The following is a 17,422-nucleotide window of genomic DNA, read 5'->3' as shown; positions in this document are numbered from 1 at the left end:
ATGAAATTGAAAGGTTTGTAGATGAATTTTGTAGAATCACCCTTATATAATGATGGTACGCTTAGGGGAAATTTTATCGTTCGGAGAGGAATTCCATGTTAGGCCTGAAGCGGGCAAGGCTCTTTCTTTGCCCCAGTTTCTAATTGCTTCAATTCTTTCCGGGCTGGTTTTGCTCAGTGGAACAATATTCAGAAAGCATTTTTCATAGAGCTCGTCGCTGATAAAAGAATCTCCATTGATTACGGCCTGTATCGCGACATCTCTTACAGCTCCTTCCAAGTCAGATCCGGCGAAGCCTGCTGAAATTTCTACCAGCTTTTCAAAAGTCGGAGAAGAAGGTGGTGATAAAAGATTCTTTTTAACATAAAGATTGATAATATCTGCTCTTTCCTGATCCTGTGGAAGGTCTACAAAGAAAAGTTCATCGAACCTGCCTTTTCTAAGCAGTTCCGGAGGGAGTTTTGTAACATCATTGGCCGTGGCTACCACAAAAACTTTTTCTGTGCTTTCCTGCAGCCAGAATAGAAACTGACCGATCATTCTTGTGGTTACTCCTGATGAATCGTTGGCGTTAGCAGCTAATCCTTTTTCAATTTCATCAATCCATAAAATACAAGGTGCTGCATTGTCTGCTGATTCAAAGGCCTCTTTTAACCTGTTTTCAGACTGACCCACATACATTCCCTGAATGGATGCAAAATCTAAGCGGTACAATGGAAGATTCCATGTAGCAGCGATGAATTTTGCTGACAAAGATTTTCCACAACCGGGAACTCCCACCAATAATACACCTCTCGGCGGACGAAGCTTCCTTGATTTTAAATCTGCGGTTAATAGCTGTTTCTGATTATCAAGCCACTGATGTAAGCCGCTAAGTCCTCCTACAGATATTAAAGAGGGGTCTAATTTTACCTTTTCAAGACCGGAAATATCACTGAAAAGTTTATCTTTTTCCATGCTTAGGCTTTTGATGTCGTCTTTTGTAAGAGAACCTTTGGCCATTTGGGTTGCCAAAACATTTTCAGCTTCTATTTTAGTCATATTGGCCAAAATGGTTGCCGCCATTTTAAAGTCATTTTCTTCCCAGTCGATAGGAATAGAACCTTTGTATGGTACTACACAATCTTTGACAACGGTCAGCATTTCTTCTTCGTTAGGAGGGTCCAACGTAAGGGTCATTCCTAAACGTTGCAACTGCGACCACACGCTTTTTGTGGAGATTATACAGATACTTCCGCCTTTTTCAATAGCTTGGACCACACAATCATAGATATGTCTGGAAACGATGTTATCATCTTCAATATCACTTACTTCTGTGAAAATAAAGGTAAGGTTTTGTCTTTGTGAAATATTCTGCACGGCAAAATCGATTCCGCCGGCGACAGAACGGTCATCATTGACTGCTTTTTTAGTTTTGATATCCATTGTTCCATGCGATAAGCTATGGATGTAGATCGGAATATTAATTTCTTCCGATAGCTGCTGTATTATTTCTAAAACTCTAGATCTTTCTATGCTCCGAATCGAGATAAAGGGGATTCTCGCCCGAAACATTCTGGATAAAGAATTTTTAAACTCTTCTTTGTTTGCCATACTTAAAAAATAATTTTTCTTCCTGTTGAGAGATTGGGGTTAGGAATCTCTTCAGTAGATTCGTTTTGTTGGAATTTGCGTACGCTGAATGAATTGATCACTATCAGCATTCTTTCTCTCTCTTGATTGTCTTTTGGGGTATTGTCTTTTAAATTTTTTTTAAAGTCATTCACAAAACCAGTAAAATCTTTCGCAAAGTTTTCTCTCAGTTCATTGGGAAGACCTTTTGAATGAGCAAATTTTGCTAAAACAGACATGGTTTTTTTATTATTCTGAAGCACAAATTCCAATTCTTCAATGGTTTTAACGTTCTGAAGATTAAAATTTCGCTGATATTGGTCCAGCCATATTCTTTTCCTGGTTTTATAAGCTTCTTCTGCTCTTGTGTAAAAACGTTCCGCTGTTCCTGAGTCAAGATCAAAATGCCCGGAATCCATTTCATCCGATACATCTTCACCTTTTCCGAAGCGATCAAACAGCTCTGTCCAATCAGCATAGGTAACGGGTGATTTCATTATTGGTTTTTAATTCTAGGATTGATGATCCTGTTGGGTGGAAGAATATCCCAATCCGGAAATTTTGCGTTTCCTTTTTCGCCTTCAACTCTTCCCTGGAACAAATTCCGCCTTGGTTGCTGTGTTGGTTTATGGTTTTTGTTTTCCTCAGAATCGTTTTTATTGTCTTTCATAGCTGTGATTATTAAGAAGGTTGTAAAATGGTTCTTGTATCTCTGGAAGTGCTTGAAAAATTTTCGGGTGTGATGGACATTAAGGTCTGTCGTAAAATTTCAGCCTTTGCATCTTCTTGGGCAAATTCTTTTCTGTAATCTACAGTTTCAGCAATACATCCGCGCAGAACTTCTTTGGATTTATTTTTTCTTTCAGTGATAGTCTCTACCGTTTTTTTCTTTGCTTTTTTATGATTGCTGATAGAACTCCAAATAATTAGCCCACCAATCAAAGCGCCAATAATTCCAATAACTTCGAATTTAAAAATCATTAAACTTACCGCAGAAATTATAAGTCCAACTATAATTATTGCTAATGGATGAGTCAGTTTTTTTAATTCATTTTCGAGAAAATCAGCCCAGTATTGATCATGTTTTTGTAATTGTGCTGTTTCATCAGATCCATCGGGAGTAGAGGTTTTAAAACCATCAATAATTAACTCAACATTTTCCTCTATTTCATTTCTGTATTTTGCAGTAAAGGTATCATGAGCTTCTACGATCCATGGTTGGCTGATGGAAACTGCAAGAGCCTGCGTAACTTTTGTGGCACCGGATAGCACCGGATCAAATGCTGCATTCGTCAACATCTGAAGAAAATCTACTTTTTCATCAAAAATGTGCTTCTCTTGGTTCATTAAAGATTGTGCTGCTTTTTTATCTCCATCTTTCTGAATGATCAGCTGATTGAGTCTGACTTCATTTTGCAATGGGAGTTCTTCATCATCAAAGTTGGTGACCAATAAGGACAGAATTTCATCAAGTTGAATTTTTGTGGCTTTAGAATAATCTGTAGTCGTTTCGAAAATATTTTTAAAATGAATGTCTAAAGCATGATGAGATCTTGCCTGAATTACAGAAGCTTTCAGATCGTCCCAATTAGTGGCAAATTCTTCAAGCAAAGGGTACTTTTTGGAGGACAGGGATCCTTTTGTTTCAAAAAAATGAGTCCACTGAACTTTCTGTTTATCAATATAATTGTCCGTTTGAGTGAGCTGATTGATCCAGCTTTTAACGTTGGTCATCATCAACTGATGGGAAGCGGGCTGAAAAACTCCGGTGGTGATGGCTTCCAGAATAATGATAAATTCTCTGTCCAGATTGTGTGGGTTCTGATGGAGAAAATATCTGTTCATCCATTGGAAACAGGCTTCAGTTCTTCCCAATCTTCTCATGATAAGCATAAAGAAAAGGGTTGTTTTGTAATCGTCTCTTTTTAAACTTTCGGTCAGCGCTTTTTCAGTAGTACTTTTATCTTCACGAATCCAGGAAGCAAGTACAACTAATGCGGGAGCAAGCCAATAGTTCGGGGCTTTTATCATCACCTCCTCGGTCGTATGCCGTAATGTATCGTCGCTTATAATTCCGGTATCTACGCCCTGAAGAATTCCGGTGGCCATTCTACGGACTTCTGCATAGTATCCGAACTTGATCTGTAGGTCCTGTTTCAGATTTCCTTGGCGGGTTTCGGCGAGTTGTAGTGCTTTATGTTTTATATCTGATTCTACAAAATCAGAAAAGGATAGAATCAGCTGTAATAAATCGCTTTTCAGATGTTCGTGCTTTGTATTTAGGCCTCCCAATTCTATATTCACCTCTCTCATATCTATTTTGAGCGAGCTCAGGGCACTGTTGATCCTTGAAAGATCTGCGTATGAAATTACTTTTTGTGACATTATATTTAGTTTTTTCAGGGTTATAGTTTGGCTGCTGTTCCGTCTTCCCGAATGAGTATGAGTTTATCTTTATATACTTCTACAAAAAGATAAGCGTTATGCTTAGCGAGGATTCTTGCTTTTTCAAAATGATCGGGAAGAGGTTCTCCTATGGTATAATGCTTAATGATTTGTCCGGCACTTAAATCTAGAGTGTGAACTTCATGAGGATGTCCCAAATAGCATTTAGCTAAAATTCCCATGGGAAGATCAGCCAATTGAGCGGTGCCAAATTCTTCATGAATTTTTGCCATTATTTCTTCCTTTCCTCTCGTTTCACTGAGGAGCTCTGTGTCCATTGTTTTAATGAGGTTCAGGTATTTTTCCGAACGCTTTTTTAGAATATCCCTATCACTTAAAATCTGAGTGGAAGTGGACCTGATTTCTGATTTGCCGGTCACTGCAATATTTTGAAAGATTATTTTCGCCATTGTATAGGTTTTATACTAACAAAAATATTGGGTAGGAACAGGTTTTCCTTACGGGAATCCGTAAAACAAAAAAACCTTTCAATGAACTTGAAAGGTTTGTATATCATATTTAAAAAGCAAGATTAAATAATTCCCAGGTCTTTGCAGAAGGCAACCAACTGCTCATTGCTTGCTACATTAAGGTTTTCTTTTAAACTGTTCAGTCTTTTTTCTACACTGCTCAGACTGTTGGGTTTAATATTATTATTCTGAAGATAGGTGGGAATGTTTTTTTGCAACACTCCCTGAGAAAGAAGGGAAACGAGCGTAATGTCATAAGACGTAAACTCATAGCTGTTGAGCTTTTTCACCTCCTGCTTAAGATCAAGAGACAGATAGTTTTCATTGACGTATACGGATGCGATTGCTTTTTTCAGGTCTTTGGAATCATGTCTGGCTTTGCGGACAAAACCGTTGATTTTATATTCGTTAAAAAGAGAATCTATCACTCCTGATTTATGTTCTCCGGAAAAAACGATCACTTTGAGAGAAGGGATTAATTCCCGGACTTCAAGGATCAGTTCCTTTCCTTCTTTGATGTTTTGTTCACGGTGATCCTCTTCAAAAGAGAGATCGGTAATAAGTAAATCATAAAGGTCATTCTCGCGAATGGACTTTTTTACTTTAGCGACTGCATCATCACAATAATACACATAATCAGCATGAGAAATATTTAGATCTTCCAATGTTTTTTGTACAGAAATGCTGCTGCTTTCGTGGTCTTCGGCTATTAAAATTTTTTTGAACATTCTTTAGGTCTTTTTTTAAGAAACAGGAAATGAAATAATAATCTTCAGTCCTTTTTCGGATTTATTGTCAAAAATAATTTCTCCACGGATAGCGGCAATACGGGTTCCCGTATTTGTTAGTCCATTTTTGTAGATCATTTCACCGGGAATCCCAACTCCGTCGTCGGTGTACTGGATTTTGACCCAATTATTGATTCTTTCAAATTTAAAAATAACACGCGAAGCCTGGCTGTGCTTTTTCATATTAACAAGCAGCTCACGGATCACCTGATAGACATCTTCAAAGGAGGATGAGGAAATTCCGTTCCATATTTCATTTTCGTTTCCAACGATATAGGTGTCGGTCATATCATTTTTAAAAGAGGCAATAAGGGAGGATATTCTATCTTTATTGTCCTTTATATCATTTTCAAGATCTGGTTTTTCATAGGAAATGTCTCTGGATTTTTCGTAAACAAATTCCAATTCGTCCAGGGCTTCCTCTTTATCAAAATGTTCCTGATTTTCTATTTTGGTCATCACCTGGTAGATGCCGTTGGCTACAACATCGTGGACTTTTTTGGAGATTCTTAATTGGTCATTCTTTATCTTTAATTCATTTTCTTGTTTCAGCCTTTTCTTTCTTCTTTTGTACCAAAAAAAGCCAACAATTAAAAGTACTGATAAAGCACCTAAACCGATATTTCTTTTCAAGAGCTCCGCTTCATTTTCTGCTATTTCATTTTTCTTTTTTTCTACATCGTATCTTATCGTGGCAAACTGATTTTTAGCTTTGCTTCTGGCAATCTGCACACTATCATTAAGGGCTTGAAATTTTTCAAAATATACTAAGTAATGTTCTGGATCTAAGTTTATTATTTTTTGTAAAGCTTGTAATCGGTCTTCCGGACTGTGGTTTTTTTCGGCAGTATTCAGCATTTTATTTGCATAGTATAATGCTTTATTTTTGTCTAAAGAGAAAAAATAATTGGATAGTGCTGCATAGCTTGAATTTTCATCTTCTCCTTTTTTTTGTCTTATTTCAAGGGCTTGATTAAACTCAGGAAGAGGGTTATATTTTTGATCTTCGTAATGTTTTGCCCTGGCCATATTATTAATGAACATTGCATATTTTAAACTGTCTTTTGTTGGCAGTGCAAGTTTTATACTTTCCTGAGCTTCTTTATACTTTTCTAATGTTATCAGTGCAGCTCCCAAATTATTATGATACATATATTTATTTTCTGTATCATCAGAGTATTGAAGTGCTTTTTTGTAGTATTCAATAGTTTCATCAAAATTGTAAAGATAGGATGAGCAGATTGCCATATTATTAAAGCTGGAGGCTAGTATTCGTAGGCTTAGGCTGTCTTCATTTTTCTCCAGACAACGATTGGCTTCAAGTGAGGTTTCGATGCTTCCATAATAATCTCCTTTACCTTCTTGGATAATGGCCATATTTACCAATGATCTAGCTCCTTCTATAGAGTCGTTTGCTTCAAAGTATGAATTTTTAGACAGATTGTAGTAATAGAAAGAGGAGCCTGTTGTATCTGCCCTTGCTTTGTCAAAGTATGCTTTGGCAGTAGCAATTTTTTCAGATTTATTATTGTTGCAAGAAAAAAGAAAAATAGATAAAACGATGAGAAAAAACATTTTCATGGATGTTGGTTTTTTCTTACAAATTAAAAAAAAAGAACAGATTATACAATCTGCTCTTTTTTAATTAGTTTGTTACCTTATGGCTGAGTTGAAAATGGCGGTGTTTGTCCCGTATTTCCTCCTGTATTCCCGCCGTTTCCATGGCCATTCCCGTTTCCGTTTCCATCCCCCGGATCTAAACCTTCTCCCGGATCACCTGCCAGTTGCACTGTTGGCTGTCCTTGATTGTTGTTACATGCTGCCGTATTGGCGTTATTATTTGAAAATGCTAAACTTAATAGCATTAATATAAACTGGATCATTTCCTTAAAATTTTGAAGTTTTTAGACTGTTTTTCTTCCTCTCGTGGTTTTCGATCACGAGCAGTACACGTTTAAAATTTCGAAGCGCTTCTAATTTTTTTGGGAAGTGAACCTTCAAAAACGGAGGAGAAACATCTGCTTCCCAACCCGGAGTTTTCCTCCGTTTTATCTGGTGAGTTTGAAATCAGTTTTGTAAATTTGTTTTTGTAATGTTTTGTTTGTTACTGATTTCTGAAGCAAAGATGCGGCAAATGATGACGCAGGTGTTAGGCAAAACATGGACATCGATGGACAGGAAATGGACAGGAATTTCATTGCGGAAAACCGTAATGCGACATGGTCGAAAATCACCTATTTTGTAATTGCCTTAAAAAACTAATTATGTCCAAAATAAAACTACTAATCCATGAGATTTTCAAACAGGGGGAAATTGACACAGGTAAAAACAAAAAAAACGGGGTAGCTCTTTTTTTAAGTGTGCATTTGAAAGAAGTCTATAATTTGGGTATTGATGAGAGAACACTTGTTAGATATTATGACGCTTATATTGCCGGAACCAGGAATGAAATAAGCATTGAACCCTATAAGTTAGATATATTCAGCAAGTATATTGGGTATGATGATTTTGGACATTTCTCCAGAACCTTTATCAAAAAGAATGATGAAGCAAAATCAACTACTGTGAAAATAAGTGTTGATGATGAAGAAGTTATCCCGGGGGTAAATTCTGGTATTGTCATTACCCTAACAAATACAGTAGAGACTACGCAAAATTTCAGTGTGCCGGAATTCGTAAAACAGAATGGCTTGGGTATTATGGAGATTGCATTGCTTTTATGTCTCGTCACAGGAAATGTGGTTTTCTCTAATAATAAGAAAATCTCTAACAGCTCTTCGTTTCCATTAAGCCTTATGTCAGGTATAGAATCTGGTACAGACAAAAAATATATGTATTGGGATGGAGAAAGATATATTGCCACAGATAGTAGTTTTATAAGGCCCGGACTTGAAGTAAAAGCAATGGATGAGCATTTGTTTCTACATTTCAAAAAGAATACTAGAAAAGATACATTGACTGTTGATAATGCATTAGGTGTTACATGGTATTCGAAATTTTATGGAACTGTGGAGTTTTTTACAATGGATGGAGTAGATCCAGAAAATGGAAAGGAATTGAGAAAATCAACCTCTTTTATTCTTGATAAATATGCAGGCAAGCCAAAAGATTCGATAGACGTTGAAGAATAATTTAGACATAAAAAAAGCGAACATCCATTGTGGATATTCGCTTTTATATTTTTTACGCCTCATTCAGCATTCCCAGTTCCCCAAAATGTTTTTTAAACTTCTGGATCTTCGGGCCTACTACAGCGCTACAGTAAGGTTGGTTGGGATTCACGTTATAATACCCCTGATGATACTGTTCTGCAGGCCAGAATTTCTCAAACTGGCTAACTTCAGTGACATATGTTCCAGGCCATTTTCCTGATGCTTCAGAGGTTTTCAGGGCTTCTTCTGCTTTAACCTTTTCAGCATCATCTTTATAGTAAATAACGGAGCGGTACTGTGTTCCGATATCATTTCCCTGTCTGTTCAGTTGGGTAGGATCGTGAAGGAAGAAGAAGACATCCATCAGCTGTGCATAAGAAATGATTGTAGGGTCAAAGGTGATCTGTACCACTTCCGCATGTCCGGTTTCTCCGGTGCAGACTTCTTCATAGGTAGGATTGTCTTTGTGTCCTCCGGAATATCCTGAAATTGCAGAATGTACTCCTTTAAGCATATTGAAACAGCTTTCCACGCACCAGAAGCATCCGCCTCCGAAAGTGATCTGTTCTAAATTATTATTATCCATTGTTCTTAAATTATGTATTTGTTGGTTTTACCGATTCAGCCGAGGCATAAAATGGGTAAAAAACCAATCAAAAGTAAGAAAAACTTTTTCATTTTGGATGAGAAATCCGATGATTTAAAACAGAATTGATCCCAACCTTTTTAACCACTGAAGATGTGAAAGTGATATGATTTATTCGCGCAGATATCACAGATTAGACCGATCATTGCGGTAATGAATTTCTGGAATAAAAGGAATTGTAAAATAAAGTATGGAAAAATCATATATAAACCTGTGTAAAGTTCTGTAGAATCTGTGTGGGAATTTTAAACCAGATCGACCCTATTTAAAACAAAAAAAGCACCCGAAAGGATGCTTGTATTATTATTTTAATGTCGTTTTTTAGTTATTTTTCCCAAACCAGGGCACTTGCTCCAAGAATGGCAGCATCAGCTTCGTCCAGTTCACTGAAAACCAATTTTACTTTATTTCTAAAGATCGGAAGAAGGTTTCTTTCCATATGAAGTTTTGCGGGCTTCAAAATAAAATCACCGGCTTTGATCACGCCACCAAATAAAAGAATGGCTTCAGGGGAAGAAAACATCACGAAATTAGCCAAAGCCTCACCCAGTTTCTGTCCCGTATATCTGAATACCTCGATTGCGATAAGGTCGCCTTTCAGTGCGCATTCATGAACCGTCTTCGAGTTGATGGATTCTTCAGGATACTGGTTCAGTATAGATTCAGGAAATTCAGCCCTCATCTTCTTAGCGGTGATTGCAATTCCTGTTGCTGAAGCATAGGCTTCAAGACTTCCTTCAGATCCTGTACTCCAGTGCTTTCTTCCGCCAGGTTTTACAATGGTGTGACCCAATTCTCCTGCGAAACCGTCGTGGCCGTAAATCAAGCTTCCGTTGGAAATGATTCCACTGCCAACGCCTGTTCCCAGAGTGATCATGATAAAATCTTTCATTCCTCTTGCTGCTCCGAAAAGCATTTCTCCAAGAGCTGCGGCATTCGCATCATTAGTAATGGTACACGGCAGGTTGAATTTGGCTTTCATCAGCTCACTGAAAGGAACTAATCCCTTCCATGGCAAATTGGGAGCCTGTTCTATGGTTCCTTTATAATAGTTGGCATTGGGAGCACCTACCCCGATTCCGTCAAAGTTGGTCTCTGTACCGTACTTTTCGATCAGGGGTTTCACCTGTTCATATAAAGCATCGATAAAGTCTTCTACTTTTTCGTATTCATCAGTTCTCAGATTTCCTTTTTCCAGAACTTCACCGCGGTGGTTAACCACTCCGAACTTGGTATTGGTTCCCCCGATATCAATTCCTAGAGCCACTTGTTTTGATAAATCTATTAATGACATTTCTATTTATAAATTCTAAAGGGTTAAAATTATAAAAAAGATTGTATTAATGGATTATTAACAAAACTTTTATTTAAAAAACTTTTAGGCTGTTTTGGCCGGTTTCTTTTTTCTTCTTCCCCACCAAACCATAAATCCGGTTACAGGAAGTGATGCACAGATAAGGCTGACAATGAATGCGATGATCTTTGTAGGCAGTCCTAAAATAGAACCTACGTGAATATCATAGTTGGCCCCTACTGCTTTTTCACCAAAGTTCTTGTCCTCGGGATCGTGGGTATGAAGCAGTTCTCCGGAGTTTTCATCAAAGATCAGGCTGCTGCTTTTATGATAAGAATAAGAAAGATGTTTCACATACACCTCAAAGTTCGGATGCTCATGATCATCCATATGCTTGTGGCCCAGGTCAATCGCAAAACCGAAAGCATCAGGATATTTCTGAATAACGGTACTGATGACTTTGTCCAGCGTTTCTTCTGTTCTTAACTCTATAGGTGCTTTTGTTTTGATATGAGAGAAGTCCGGGAATTTCGTTTCTCCCCCTGAGAATATAACGTAGATCATCGCCTGTACAACGAAGTAGGCATAAAACAATCCTGTGATCGTAAAGATTAAAGCAAAGATGGAGGAATAGAAGCCTAGTATGTTGTGAAGATCATAGTTCTTTCTTTTCCAGCTTTTGACATTCTTCCATTTGAAAGAAAGACGCTGCTTTCTTGCGGCTTTGTTTTTAGGCCACCAAAGCACAATTCCGGTGATGAGCATGATCAGGAATATGATCACGGGAATTCCCACGACATACGGTCCCCAGTCTTGCTTCAGCAGAAAGCTCCAGTGGATCATTTTTACAATATTGAAGAACCCGTTCTTTTCATCATAGACCCTGAGGACTTTACCCGTGTAGGGGTTTACATAAGCTGCTTTATAAACCGGAAGTTCATCAAAATAATTCCAGGCTTTGGTGTTGTGTTCGTACCAGTAAAATAGGTAGGACCTCTTTTTATCGATGGGAACGTTTACCCAGTGAACCGGATATTTTTCCTTTACCTGTTCAACAACAGATTTCTCCATCATTCTGATAGGAAGAACGTTTTTTTGCTCTATATTCTGCTCGTTATGATAGATAACATCCTTTCTCGTAAAGTTTTCCAGTTCGTCTTTAAAAACATAGAGTGCTCCTGTAATGGAAATAATGAAGATCAGAAACCCGATCCCCAGACCCAGCCAAAGGTGCAGTTTGGCAGACCATTTTTTAAAGAAGCCCGGTTTGTTTTTATGATGATGTTTTTTCTTCATATCGCAGTTCAAAGTATCGCAAAGATAAGTTTTACTTTTTATTTAGATTAATTAAAATTTATATTCAAGCATCAGGGTGCCTCTTCTTCCCGGTGAGTTCACGAATTCACTGTCACGGGCAGACCACCATGCAATCGCGGGTTGATACATTCTGTTGAATACATTTTCAACCCCTGCAGATACCCTCCAGTTTTTATTGACTTCGAAGCTGGCTTTAAAATTAAAGACTGTGTAGTCAGGAACATAGCCTTCTCCGTAGGCAAACAATCCGGTCTTTGAATTAGGCTGGAATCTGTCCTGCTCAAAAGCGTGAAGCATATCAACCCCAATAGATAAAGGCTGTATGGGTCTTGCCTGAATGTAAGCAAGTACTTTAGGTGCAGAAATCCGGCTGTTGTTGATCTTTGCGGAATAGTCTCCGTCGTCTTTGATGGAGGTAATTCCTTCCATCCAGCTGTAGCTTCCTCCGAAGTTGATCCATTTGGCGGGCGTAAAATGTAAGAATCCTTCTACACCGTACACGATTTCCGGAGATCTCTGTATCGTTAATGCTCTGTCCGGGCTCTGTACAAATGAAGCTCCCAGTTTTGAAGTACTTACATAAGAAGTGATCTCATAGTTGATCCATTTTGAAATCTGTCCTGTCGCCCCGAATTCATAGTTGTTGACGATGATCGGTTTGGTTTCCAGGTTTTGAATGGTTCCTTCTGTAGAGGTTCTCAGAATCCTTCCTAATTCATTAATAGAGTAGGACTGTGAGAAGCTTCCGAACAGATTGATAAAAGGTTCAATATTATAGCGGACTCCTAAATTGGCGACCAATGCATTGTATTTCAGATCTCCACCAGTCACAAAGATACTTTTGGTGAAGGTTCCGTCACTTTTAACCGTAGAAAGGGTATTAAAATCTCCGACTTTGACGCGCATGTTTTCGTAACGAAGGCCTCCTTTAATGGTTAATTTTTTTAATAAATCAATTTTAACCAATACGAAAGGGGCCAGGTTGGTCATATTCATATCCGGAGTCCAGTAGCGTCCGTCTTCCAGTTTTTGAACCGTCTGATCGTTGAGGATATCCATTCCGTACATCACTTCACCCTGTGAATTTTTAGCAGACCATAACTTAGTGTCAAAATTGAATCGGGCTCCATATTTTTTTGAAATCACATTGGACTGACCTCCTCCGAAGAAAGTATCGCTATATCCGTATACCGTCCTGAAATCCTGCATATAAGCATTAAAATTCAGTGAAGTAGTTCCACCAAAAAGATTCTGGTTGTCATAATTGATTCTGAAATTATGGTTTCGCGGGGTTCCCTGGGGAGTGGTTTCAAGATTTTTTCCTACACCTTCCCCAATGGTTGGGGTAATTCCATATTTTCCCGTTACCAATCCTAAGTTGAGGTCAGATCTGGATGCATATCCGATGTAAGAGGCTTCAACTCTCTGATCCTTATTGATATTGTATCCTACTTTAAGCATCCCGTTGTAGTTGTCCATTTTCGCAGGACTGTAAGTTGGGGTAAGGTTGACACCATCGGCATCTTTCATGTAACCGGTTCTTTCGTAGGCAAGAGAGAAAACATAATCAAACTTATTCACCTTTCCGGATAGCAGCTGGCTGGCTCTTACGCCAAGAGTTCCGCCATAGGATTGGCCTGTAAAACCAATCTGGGTAAGTCCGGAAATTTTCTTGTCAGATTTGCTTCTTCTCGTGATGTAGTTGATGATTCCGCCATCTGCCCCATTTCCGTAGATGGATGACGCTCCTTTGATCACTTCAATTCTTTCAATCACTGAGGGATCGATAGACCTAAGATCTCTGGCTCCGTTTCTGAGTGGAGTAGATTGAGGAATACCGTCGATCAGGACAAGAACCTGGCGACCTCTCAGGGTTTGACCTGTATTCGATGTTTGTCCTGAATTGGTTCCTAGACTGGGAACCGTATATTGAAGAATGCTGGTGATATCTGAATTAACGGTCAGCTGAGACTGGATCTGCTTTTCTGCAACGATCGTTACTGAGCTGGGTATTTCTTTAATATTTTCTTTTTTTCTGGAAGCAGTCATCACGACTTCATCCACGCTGTTGGTCTGCAGACTGTCTTTAACCTGTGCAAAAACGGTAGCTGAACCTAAGCATGCAGCTGATATAAGCGCTTTTTTCATTATATTTTCTTTCCTTGTTTTTTTTGTTTCCCACACCATACCATAAATCCTGTCACAGGAAGTGAAGTACAGATGAGTCCGGTAATGAACCATAGAATTTTTCCGAACAGGCCGAAGTAGGATCCTGTGTGGATGTCATAGTTGGCATTGGCATATTTTTCAGCATTGCTCAGTTTCTGATGAGGTTTTTCGGCCAGCAGTTTTCCTGAGTATTTGTCAAAGACCAATGCATTTCTTTCGCTAAACCTTCCTTCTTCACCGTAAATAGTAACCGGGATATTTTTCAGTTCTTTCCCTTTCTTGTTTTTTCCGTTCAATGGAATTCTGAAACTGGAAGATGTAGGATACCGTTTTCTGGTTTCCTGAGCGGAGAGGTCATAAACAGAAGCATTTTTCACCATCAGGGAATCAGGAGATTTTATTTCCTTTTCTTTTGGGAGCTCTGTGGAGCCTGAAAGTGTAAAATTGAAGGCGTTTTTCACATACGGATAGGCAAAATAGATCCCTGTGATGCTCATCAGCAGAGCCAAGAATGAAGCATAAAAACCTAGTACATTATGAAGATCATAGTTTTTGCGTTTCCAGGTTTTCACATTTTCCCAGCTGAACCAAAAGCGGCTTTTTCTTGCTTTTTTGTTCTTTGGCCACCACAAAATAATTCCCGTGATCAGCATGAAGATGAAAATGATGGTAGGGATTCCTACGACATATTTTCCCCATTCGGAGTTCAGAAGAAGGCTCCAGTGGATGAATTTCAGAATGTTGAAAAAGCTATATTTCTCATCGTAAACGGCCAGAATTTTCCCGCTGTACTGATCTACATACACAAGCTTATTGATCTTGACCTCTTCAAAATAGTTCCATCCTTTTTTGTTTTTTTCATAATATGAAAAACGGTAGGATCTGTCTTTATCCAAAGAGATTTCTACAGCGCTCAGCGGAAACTTTTCATTAAGTTCAAGACTGACTTTTTCCTTAAGAACGGCGATAGAAAGGGGTGATGCCGAAGGTTTCTGTACATACATCGCTTCTTTTCGGAGGCTGTTCTGTATTTCATCCTTAAAGACATATAAAGTTCCGGTAAGCGAAACAATAAAGACAATGATACCAACGGACAAACCCAACCACAAATGCAGTTTGGCAGACCATTTCTTGGTAAAAGAAACTTTCTTTTTATGGGGGTGCTTTTTCTTCATAGAAAAAAGTTAACCTCCGGAGAGGCTAACTTTTGATTATTTAAAATTTATATCCTATTGATAGTCTCCAGTTACGCGGAGTATTGTAGATCCATGCATAAGAACCGTCATCTGATCTGTAGCCACTGTAAAGCTTTCTGTTCAGAACGTTGTTCAGCAATAGATTAACATCGAATTTTTTAGCAACATAAGAGATCCCGAAGTTGGTGTCAAAATAATCTTCCAGACTCTGATCATATTTTGCCGTTGTTCCAAACCAGGACTGTCTTCCTCCCTGGTATTGGTATCCTGCAGATATACCAAATCCTTTTAATTGACCGTGCTCAAATCTGTAGCTTAACCAAGTGTTCTGTACATTTTTGGCATTTCCGGGAGCAGCCGTTCCTATTCTTGAAAGATCTGTATCTTCTGTTACTATTGCATCGGTATATGCATAGTTTATGACAACATTTAACCCTCTTACGATTTCACCTTTGATATCTGCTTCAAATCCTCTTGCTCTTTGTTCTCCAATTGCCAGTTTGAATGGATAATTATAGGTTAGATTATCAGGATTAAGTACGCCATGTTCTTTGTCATCTACACTTATGTTTTTTCTTTTAATTTCATAAACAGCAAAAGTAGAGTTCCATTTGCCATTGAACCAGTCTTTTTTCAATCCAAATTCAATATTTTGACCTTTTAACGGAGCAGGAATATTTGTATTGGTGTAACTTGCTACTGATTGAGGCGCAAACGTTTTATCAAAAACTCCATACACTGAAAAATCATCCTTAATAGAGTAGCTGGCGCCAGCTCTTGGTGTAAATTCTCCAGCCTGATCAGCTTTTATCGGATCTAAATTAGGATATCCCGAGAATGTTGTTCCGCTTGTATATCTTCCTGCCAGTGTAATACGTAGCTTATTATTAAGCATTTCTATTTGATCCTGAGCATAGTAAGAAGTGTATTTTACTCCCTGATCATTATAATAATTAGCATTTCTATTTAGATAATAAGCGCTTTCAGACGGCAATGTATTAGGATTTACACCGTAAACAATATTGTGAACATCAATAGATCCTCCATCACCTAAATAAGAGAAATCAGCCTGGTATTTTCTATTTCCATAATCGAATCCGGCAATGATTTTATGAGTAATATTTCCTGTTTGTAAACTTCCTCTAACGTAGGTCTGGAATATATTGTTTTTTCCGAGAGCCTGCCAGTTACTTAAAGATCTGCTTAAAATATTGGGGTCTGAACCATAGAAACCGCCCCACCACGAGCCACCGTCATAGTTCATGTCCATATAGGCATACTGTGTACTCCAAACCCAATCTTTGAATAATTTTTGATCTAAGCTTAAAAATAAACTCTGATCCTTCACCTCAGTTTTTTTGAAGTTAGGATCATTAAAGTTAGTGTGCACGTTTAATGAAGCATAGCCGTCATTAGACATTAGGTAGGCACCCGGCTGGTTGAATTTTAAGAACTGATAATTATACTGGGCCGTGAATGTTGTTGTTTTTGTAGGTCTGAATGTAATAGACGGAGCGATGATTATTTTACTTGTCTTGTCATTTTCTGACCATGATTTGTTGGAGCTTCCCATTAAGTTTAAACGGTAGTCTAAAACGCCGTCCTTCACGATAACCCCATCAAGATCTGCTTCTCCTCTGAAAAGATTGTAGCTTCCTGTTGTGAATCTTACACTGTTGGCAAACTTACCAGTTGGCTTTTTCGTTACCACGTTGTAAAACCCTGCCGGATCACCCATAGATCCCATGAATCCTGCCGGTCCTTTTACGAACTCTATTCTGTCGATAATGGATGCATCCGGATTAATTGGTCCCCAGGTAGAAGAGACATTCATTCCGTTCATATACGTAGCAATACTTGCTCCTCTCATAAAAACATTGGAATAAACGTTGTCCCAGTGTTCTACTTTTCTGGCACCACTGACATTACGGACAATTCCTTCGGACATATTTAACGTGATTTGATCATTCAAAACCTGCCCACTGATAGACTGTACGTTCTGTGGAAGTTCAATAAGCGGAGTTTGCAGTCTTAGAGAACCGGAGACCTCATTCAGTTTATATTTTTGATAATATCGCCCGCTGACAACAACTTCTTCAATATCATTAGATTTTATAGTATCTTTTTCCTGAGATAAAACCAGCATAGAACCTAGCAATGAGGCACAGATCAGTACATTTTTCATGAAAGTCAAATTTTCTGCAAATATATTGTTTTTAATTGTTCTAAATAAACAATAAAATTGATATTTATCATGAAATCATTAGGCGTTGAATAGCAAAACCCCGCATCAGACAGTGCTGATACGGGGTTTTTATGAGATTTTATTATAGA

General features: G+C 38.3%; 15 protein-coding genes. 1 reads left to right on the top strand and 14 read right to left on the bottom strand.

Translation table 11 applies throughout. From position 1 onward, the window contains the following. Positions 1–42 precede the first annotated feature (42 nt). The 8 genes from HHL23_RS03155 to HHL23_RS03120 form a co-directional block, all read right to left on the bottom strand. Positions 43–1,593, bottom strand: coding sequence for an ATP-binding protein (locus HHL23_RS03155; protein WP_169233370.1), 1,551 nt, complete (start codon positions 1,591–1,593; stop codon positions 43–45). A 2-nt stretch (positions 1,594–1,595) separates the two neighbouring features. Beyond that, on the bottom strand, positions 1,596–2,108 hold the full coding sequence (locus HHL23_RS03150) for a hypothetical protein (protein WP_169233369.1): 513 nt from the start codon (positions 2,106–2,108) through the stop codon (positions 1,596–1,598). Continuing rightward, positions 2,108–2,281, bottom strand: a complete 174-nt coding sequence (locus HHL23_RS03145) for a hypothetical protein (protein WP_169233368.1) — start codon at positions 2,279–2,281, stop codon at positions 2,108–2,110. Before HHL23_RS03145 ends, HHL23_RS03150 begins: the two co-directional genes overlap by 1 nt. 11 nt (positions 2,282–2,292) lie before the next feature. After that, positions 2,293–3,996 carry a hypothetical protein gene (locus HHL23_RS03140; RefSeq protein WP_169233367.1) on the bottom strand — a complete coding sequence of 568 codons (1,704 nt, stop codon included), beginning with the start codon at positions 3,994–3,996 and terminating at the stop codon, positions 2,293–2,295. A 20-nt stretch (positions 3,997–4,016) separates the two neighbouring features. Continuing rightward, positions 4,017–4,466, bottom strand: coding sequence for a hypothetical protein (locus HHL23_RS03135; RefSeq protein ID WP_169233366.1), 450 nt, complete (start codon positions 4,464–4,466; stop codon positions 4,017–4,019). Positions 4,467–4,588: 122 nt separating this feature from the next. Continuing rightward, positions 4,589–5,254: a response regulator gene (locus HHL23_RS03130; RefSeq protein WP_169233365.1), complete on the bottom strand. Its 666-nt coding sequence runs from the start codon at positions 5,252–5,254 to the stop codon at positions 4,589–4,591. A 15-nt stretch (positions 5,255–5,269) separates the two neighbouring features. Further along, positions 5,270–6,895 (bottom strand): tetratricopeptide repeat-containing sensor histidine kinase, encoded by a 1,626-nt coding sequence (locus tag HHL23_RS03125; protein WP_169233364.1) that lies wholly within the window; start codon positions 6,893–6,895, stop codon positions 5,270–5,272. A 77-nt stretch (positions 6,896–6,972) separates the two neighbouring features. After that, entirely contained in the window at positions 6,973–7,197 is a 225-nt protein-coding gene (locus HHL23_RS03120; RefSeq protein ID WP_169233363.1) for a hypothetical protein, read from the bottom strand. A 381-nt stretch (positions 7,198–7,578) separates the two neighbouring features. On the opposite strand from HHL23_RS03120, the gene HHL23_RS03115 reads away from it, so the two are divergent. Then, the gene (locus HHL23_RS03115; protein ID WP_169233362.1) at positions 7,579–8,445 is read left to right on the top strand and encodes a hypothetical protein; all 867 of its coding nucleotides are present in this window, start codon (positions 7,579–7,581) and stop codon (positions 8,443–8,445) included. A gap of 52 nt (positions 8,446–8,497) precedes the next feature. On the opposite strand, the gene msrA is transcribed toward HHL23_RS03115, so the two are convergent. The 6 genes from msrA to HHL23_RS03085 form a co-directional block, all read right to left on the bottom strand. Continuing rightward, positions 8,498–9,052 carry a peptide-methionine (S)-S-oxide reductase MsrA gene (gene msrA / locus HHL23_RS03110; RefSeq protein ID WP_169233361.1) on the bottom strand — a complete coding sequence of 185 codons (555 nt, stop codon included), beginning with the start codon at positions 9,050–9,052 and terminating at the stop codon, positions 8,498–8,500. Between the two features lie 385 nt (positions 9,053–9,437). Continuing rightward, a complete protein-coding gene (locus tag HHL23_RS03105; protein ID WP_169233360.1) occupies positions 9,438–10,406 on the bottom strand; it encodes an ROK family protein in 969 nt (322 codons plus the stop codon). A gap of 84 nt (positions 10,407–10,490) precedes the next feature. Beyond that, positions 10,491–11,702: a PepSY-associated TM helix domain-containing protein gene (locus tag HHL23_RS03100; protein ID WP_169233359.1), complete on the bottom strand. Its 1,212-nt coding sequence runs from the start codon at positions 11,700–11,702 to the stop codon at positions 10,491–10,493. A 51-nt stretch (positions 11,703–11,753) separates the two neighbouring features. Next, the gene (locus HHL23_RS03095; RefSeq protein ID WP_169233358.1) at positions 11,754–13,871 is read right to left on the bottom strand and encodes a TonB-dependent receptor; all 2,118 of its coding nucleotides are present in this window, start codon (positions 13,869–13,871) and stop codon (positions 11,754–11,756) included. Then, a complete protein-coding gene (locus tag HHL23_RS03090; protein ID WP_169233357.1) occupies positions 13,871–15,067 on the bottom strand; it encodes a PepSY-associated TM helix domain-containing protein in 1,197 nt (398 codons plus the stop codon). Before HHL23_RS03090 ends, HHL23_RS03095 begins: the two co-directional genes overlap by 1 nt. Before the next feature lie 40 nt (positions 15,068–15,107). Beyond that, complete coding sequence (locus HHL23_RS03085; protein ID WP_169233356.1) at positions 15,108–17,273, bottom strand: TonB-dependent siderophore receptor; 2,166 nt, start codon at positions 17,271–17,273, stop codon at positions 15,108–15,110. Between the last annotated feature and the right edge of the window lie 149 nt (positions 17,274–17,422).

The sequence above is a fragment of the Chryseobacterium antibioticum genome (genome assembly GCF_012927325.1).
Taxonomy (GTDB): Bacteria; Bacteroidota; Bacteroidia; order Flavobacteriales; family Weeksellaceae; genus Chryseobacterium; species Chryseobacterium antibioticum.
This window is presented reverse-complemented; position numbering and strand designations above follow the sequence as displayed.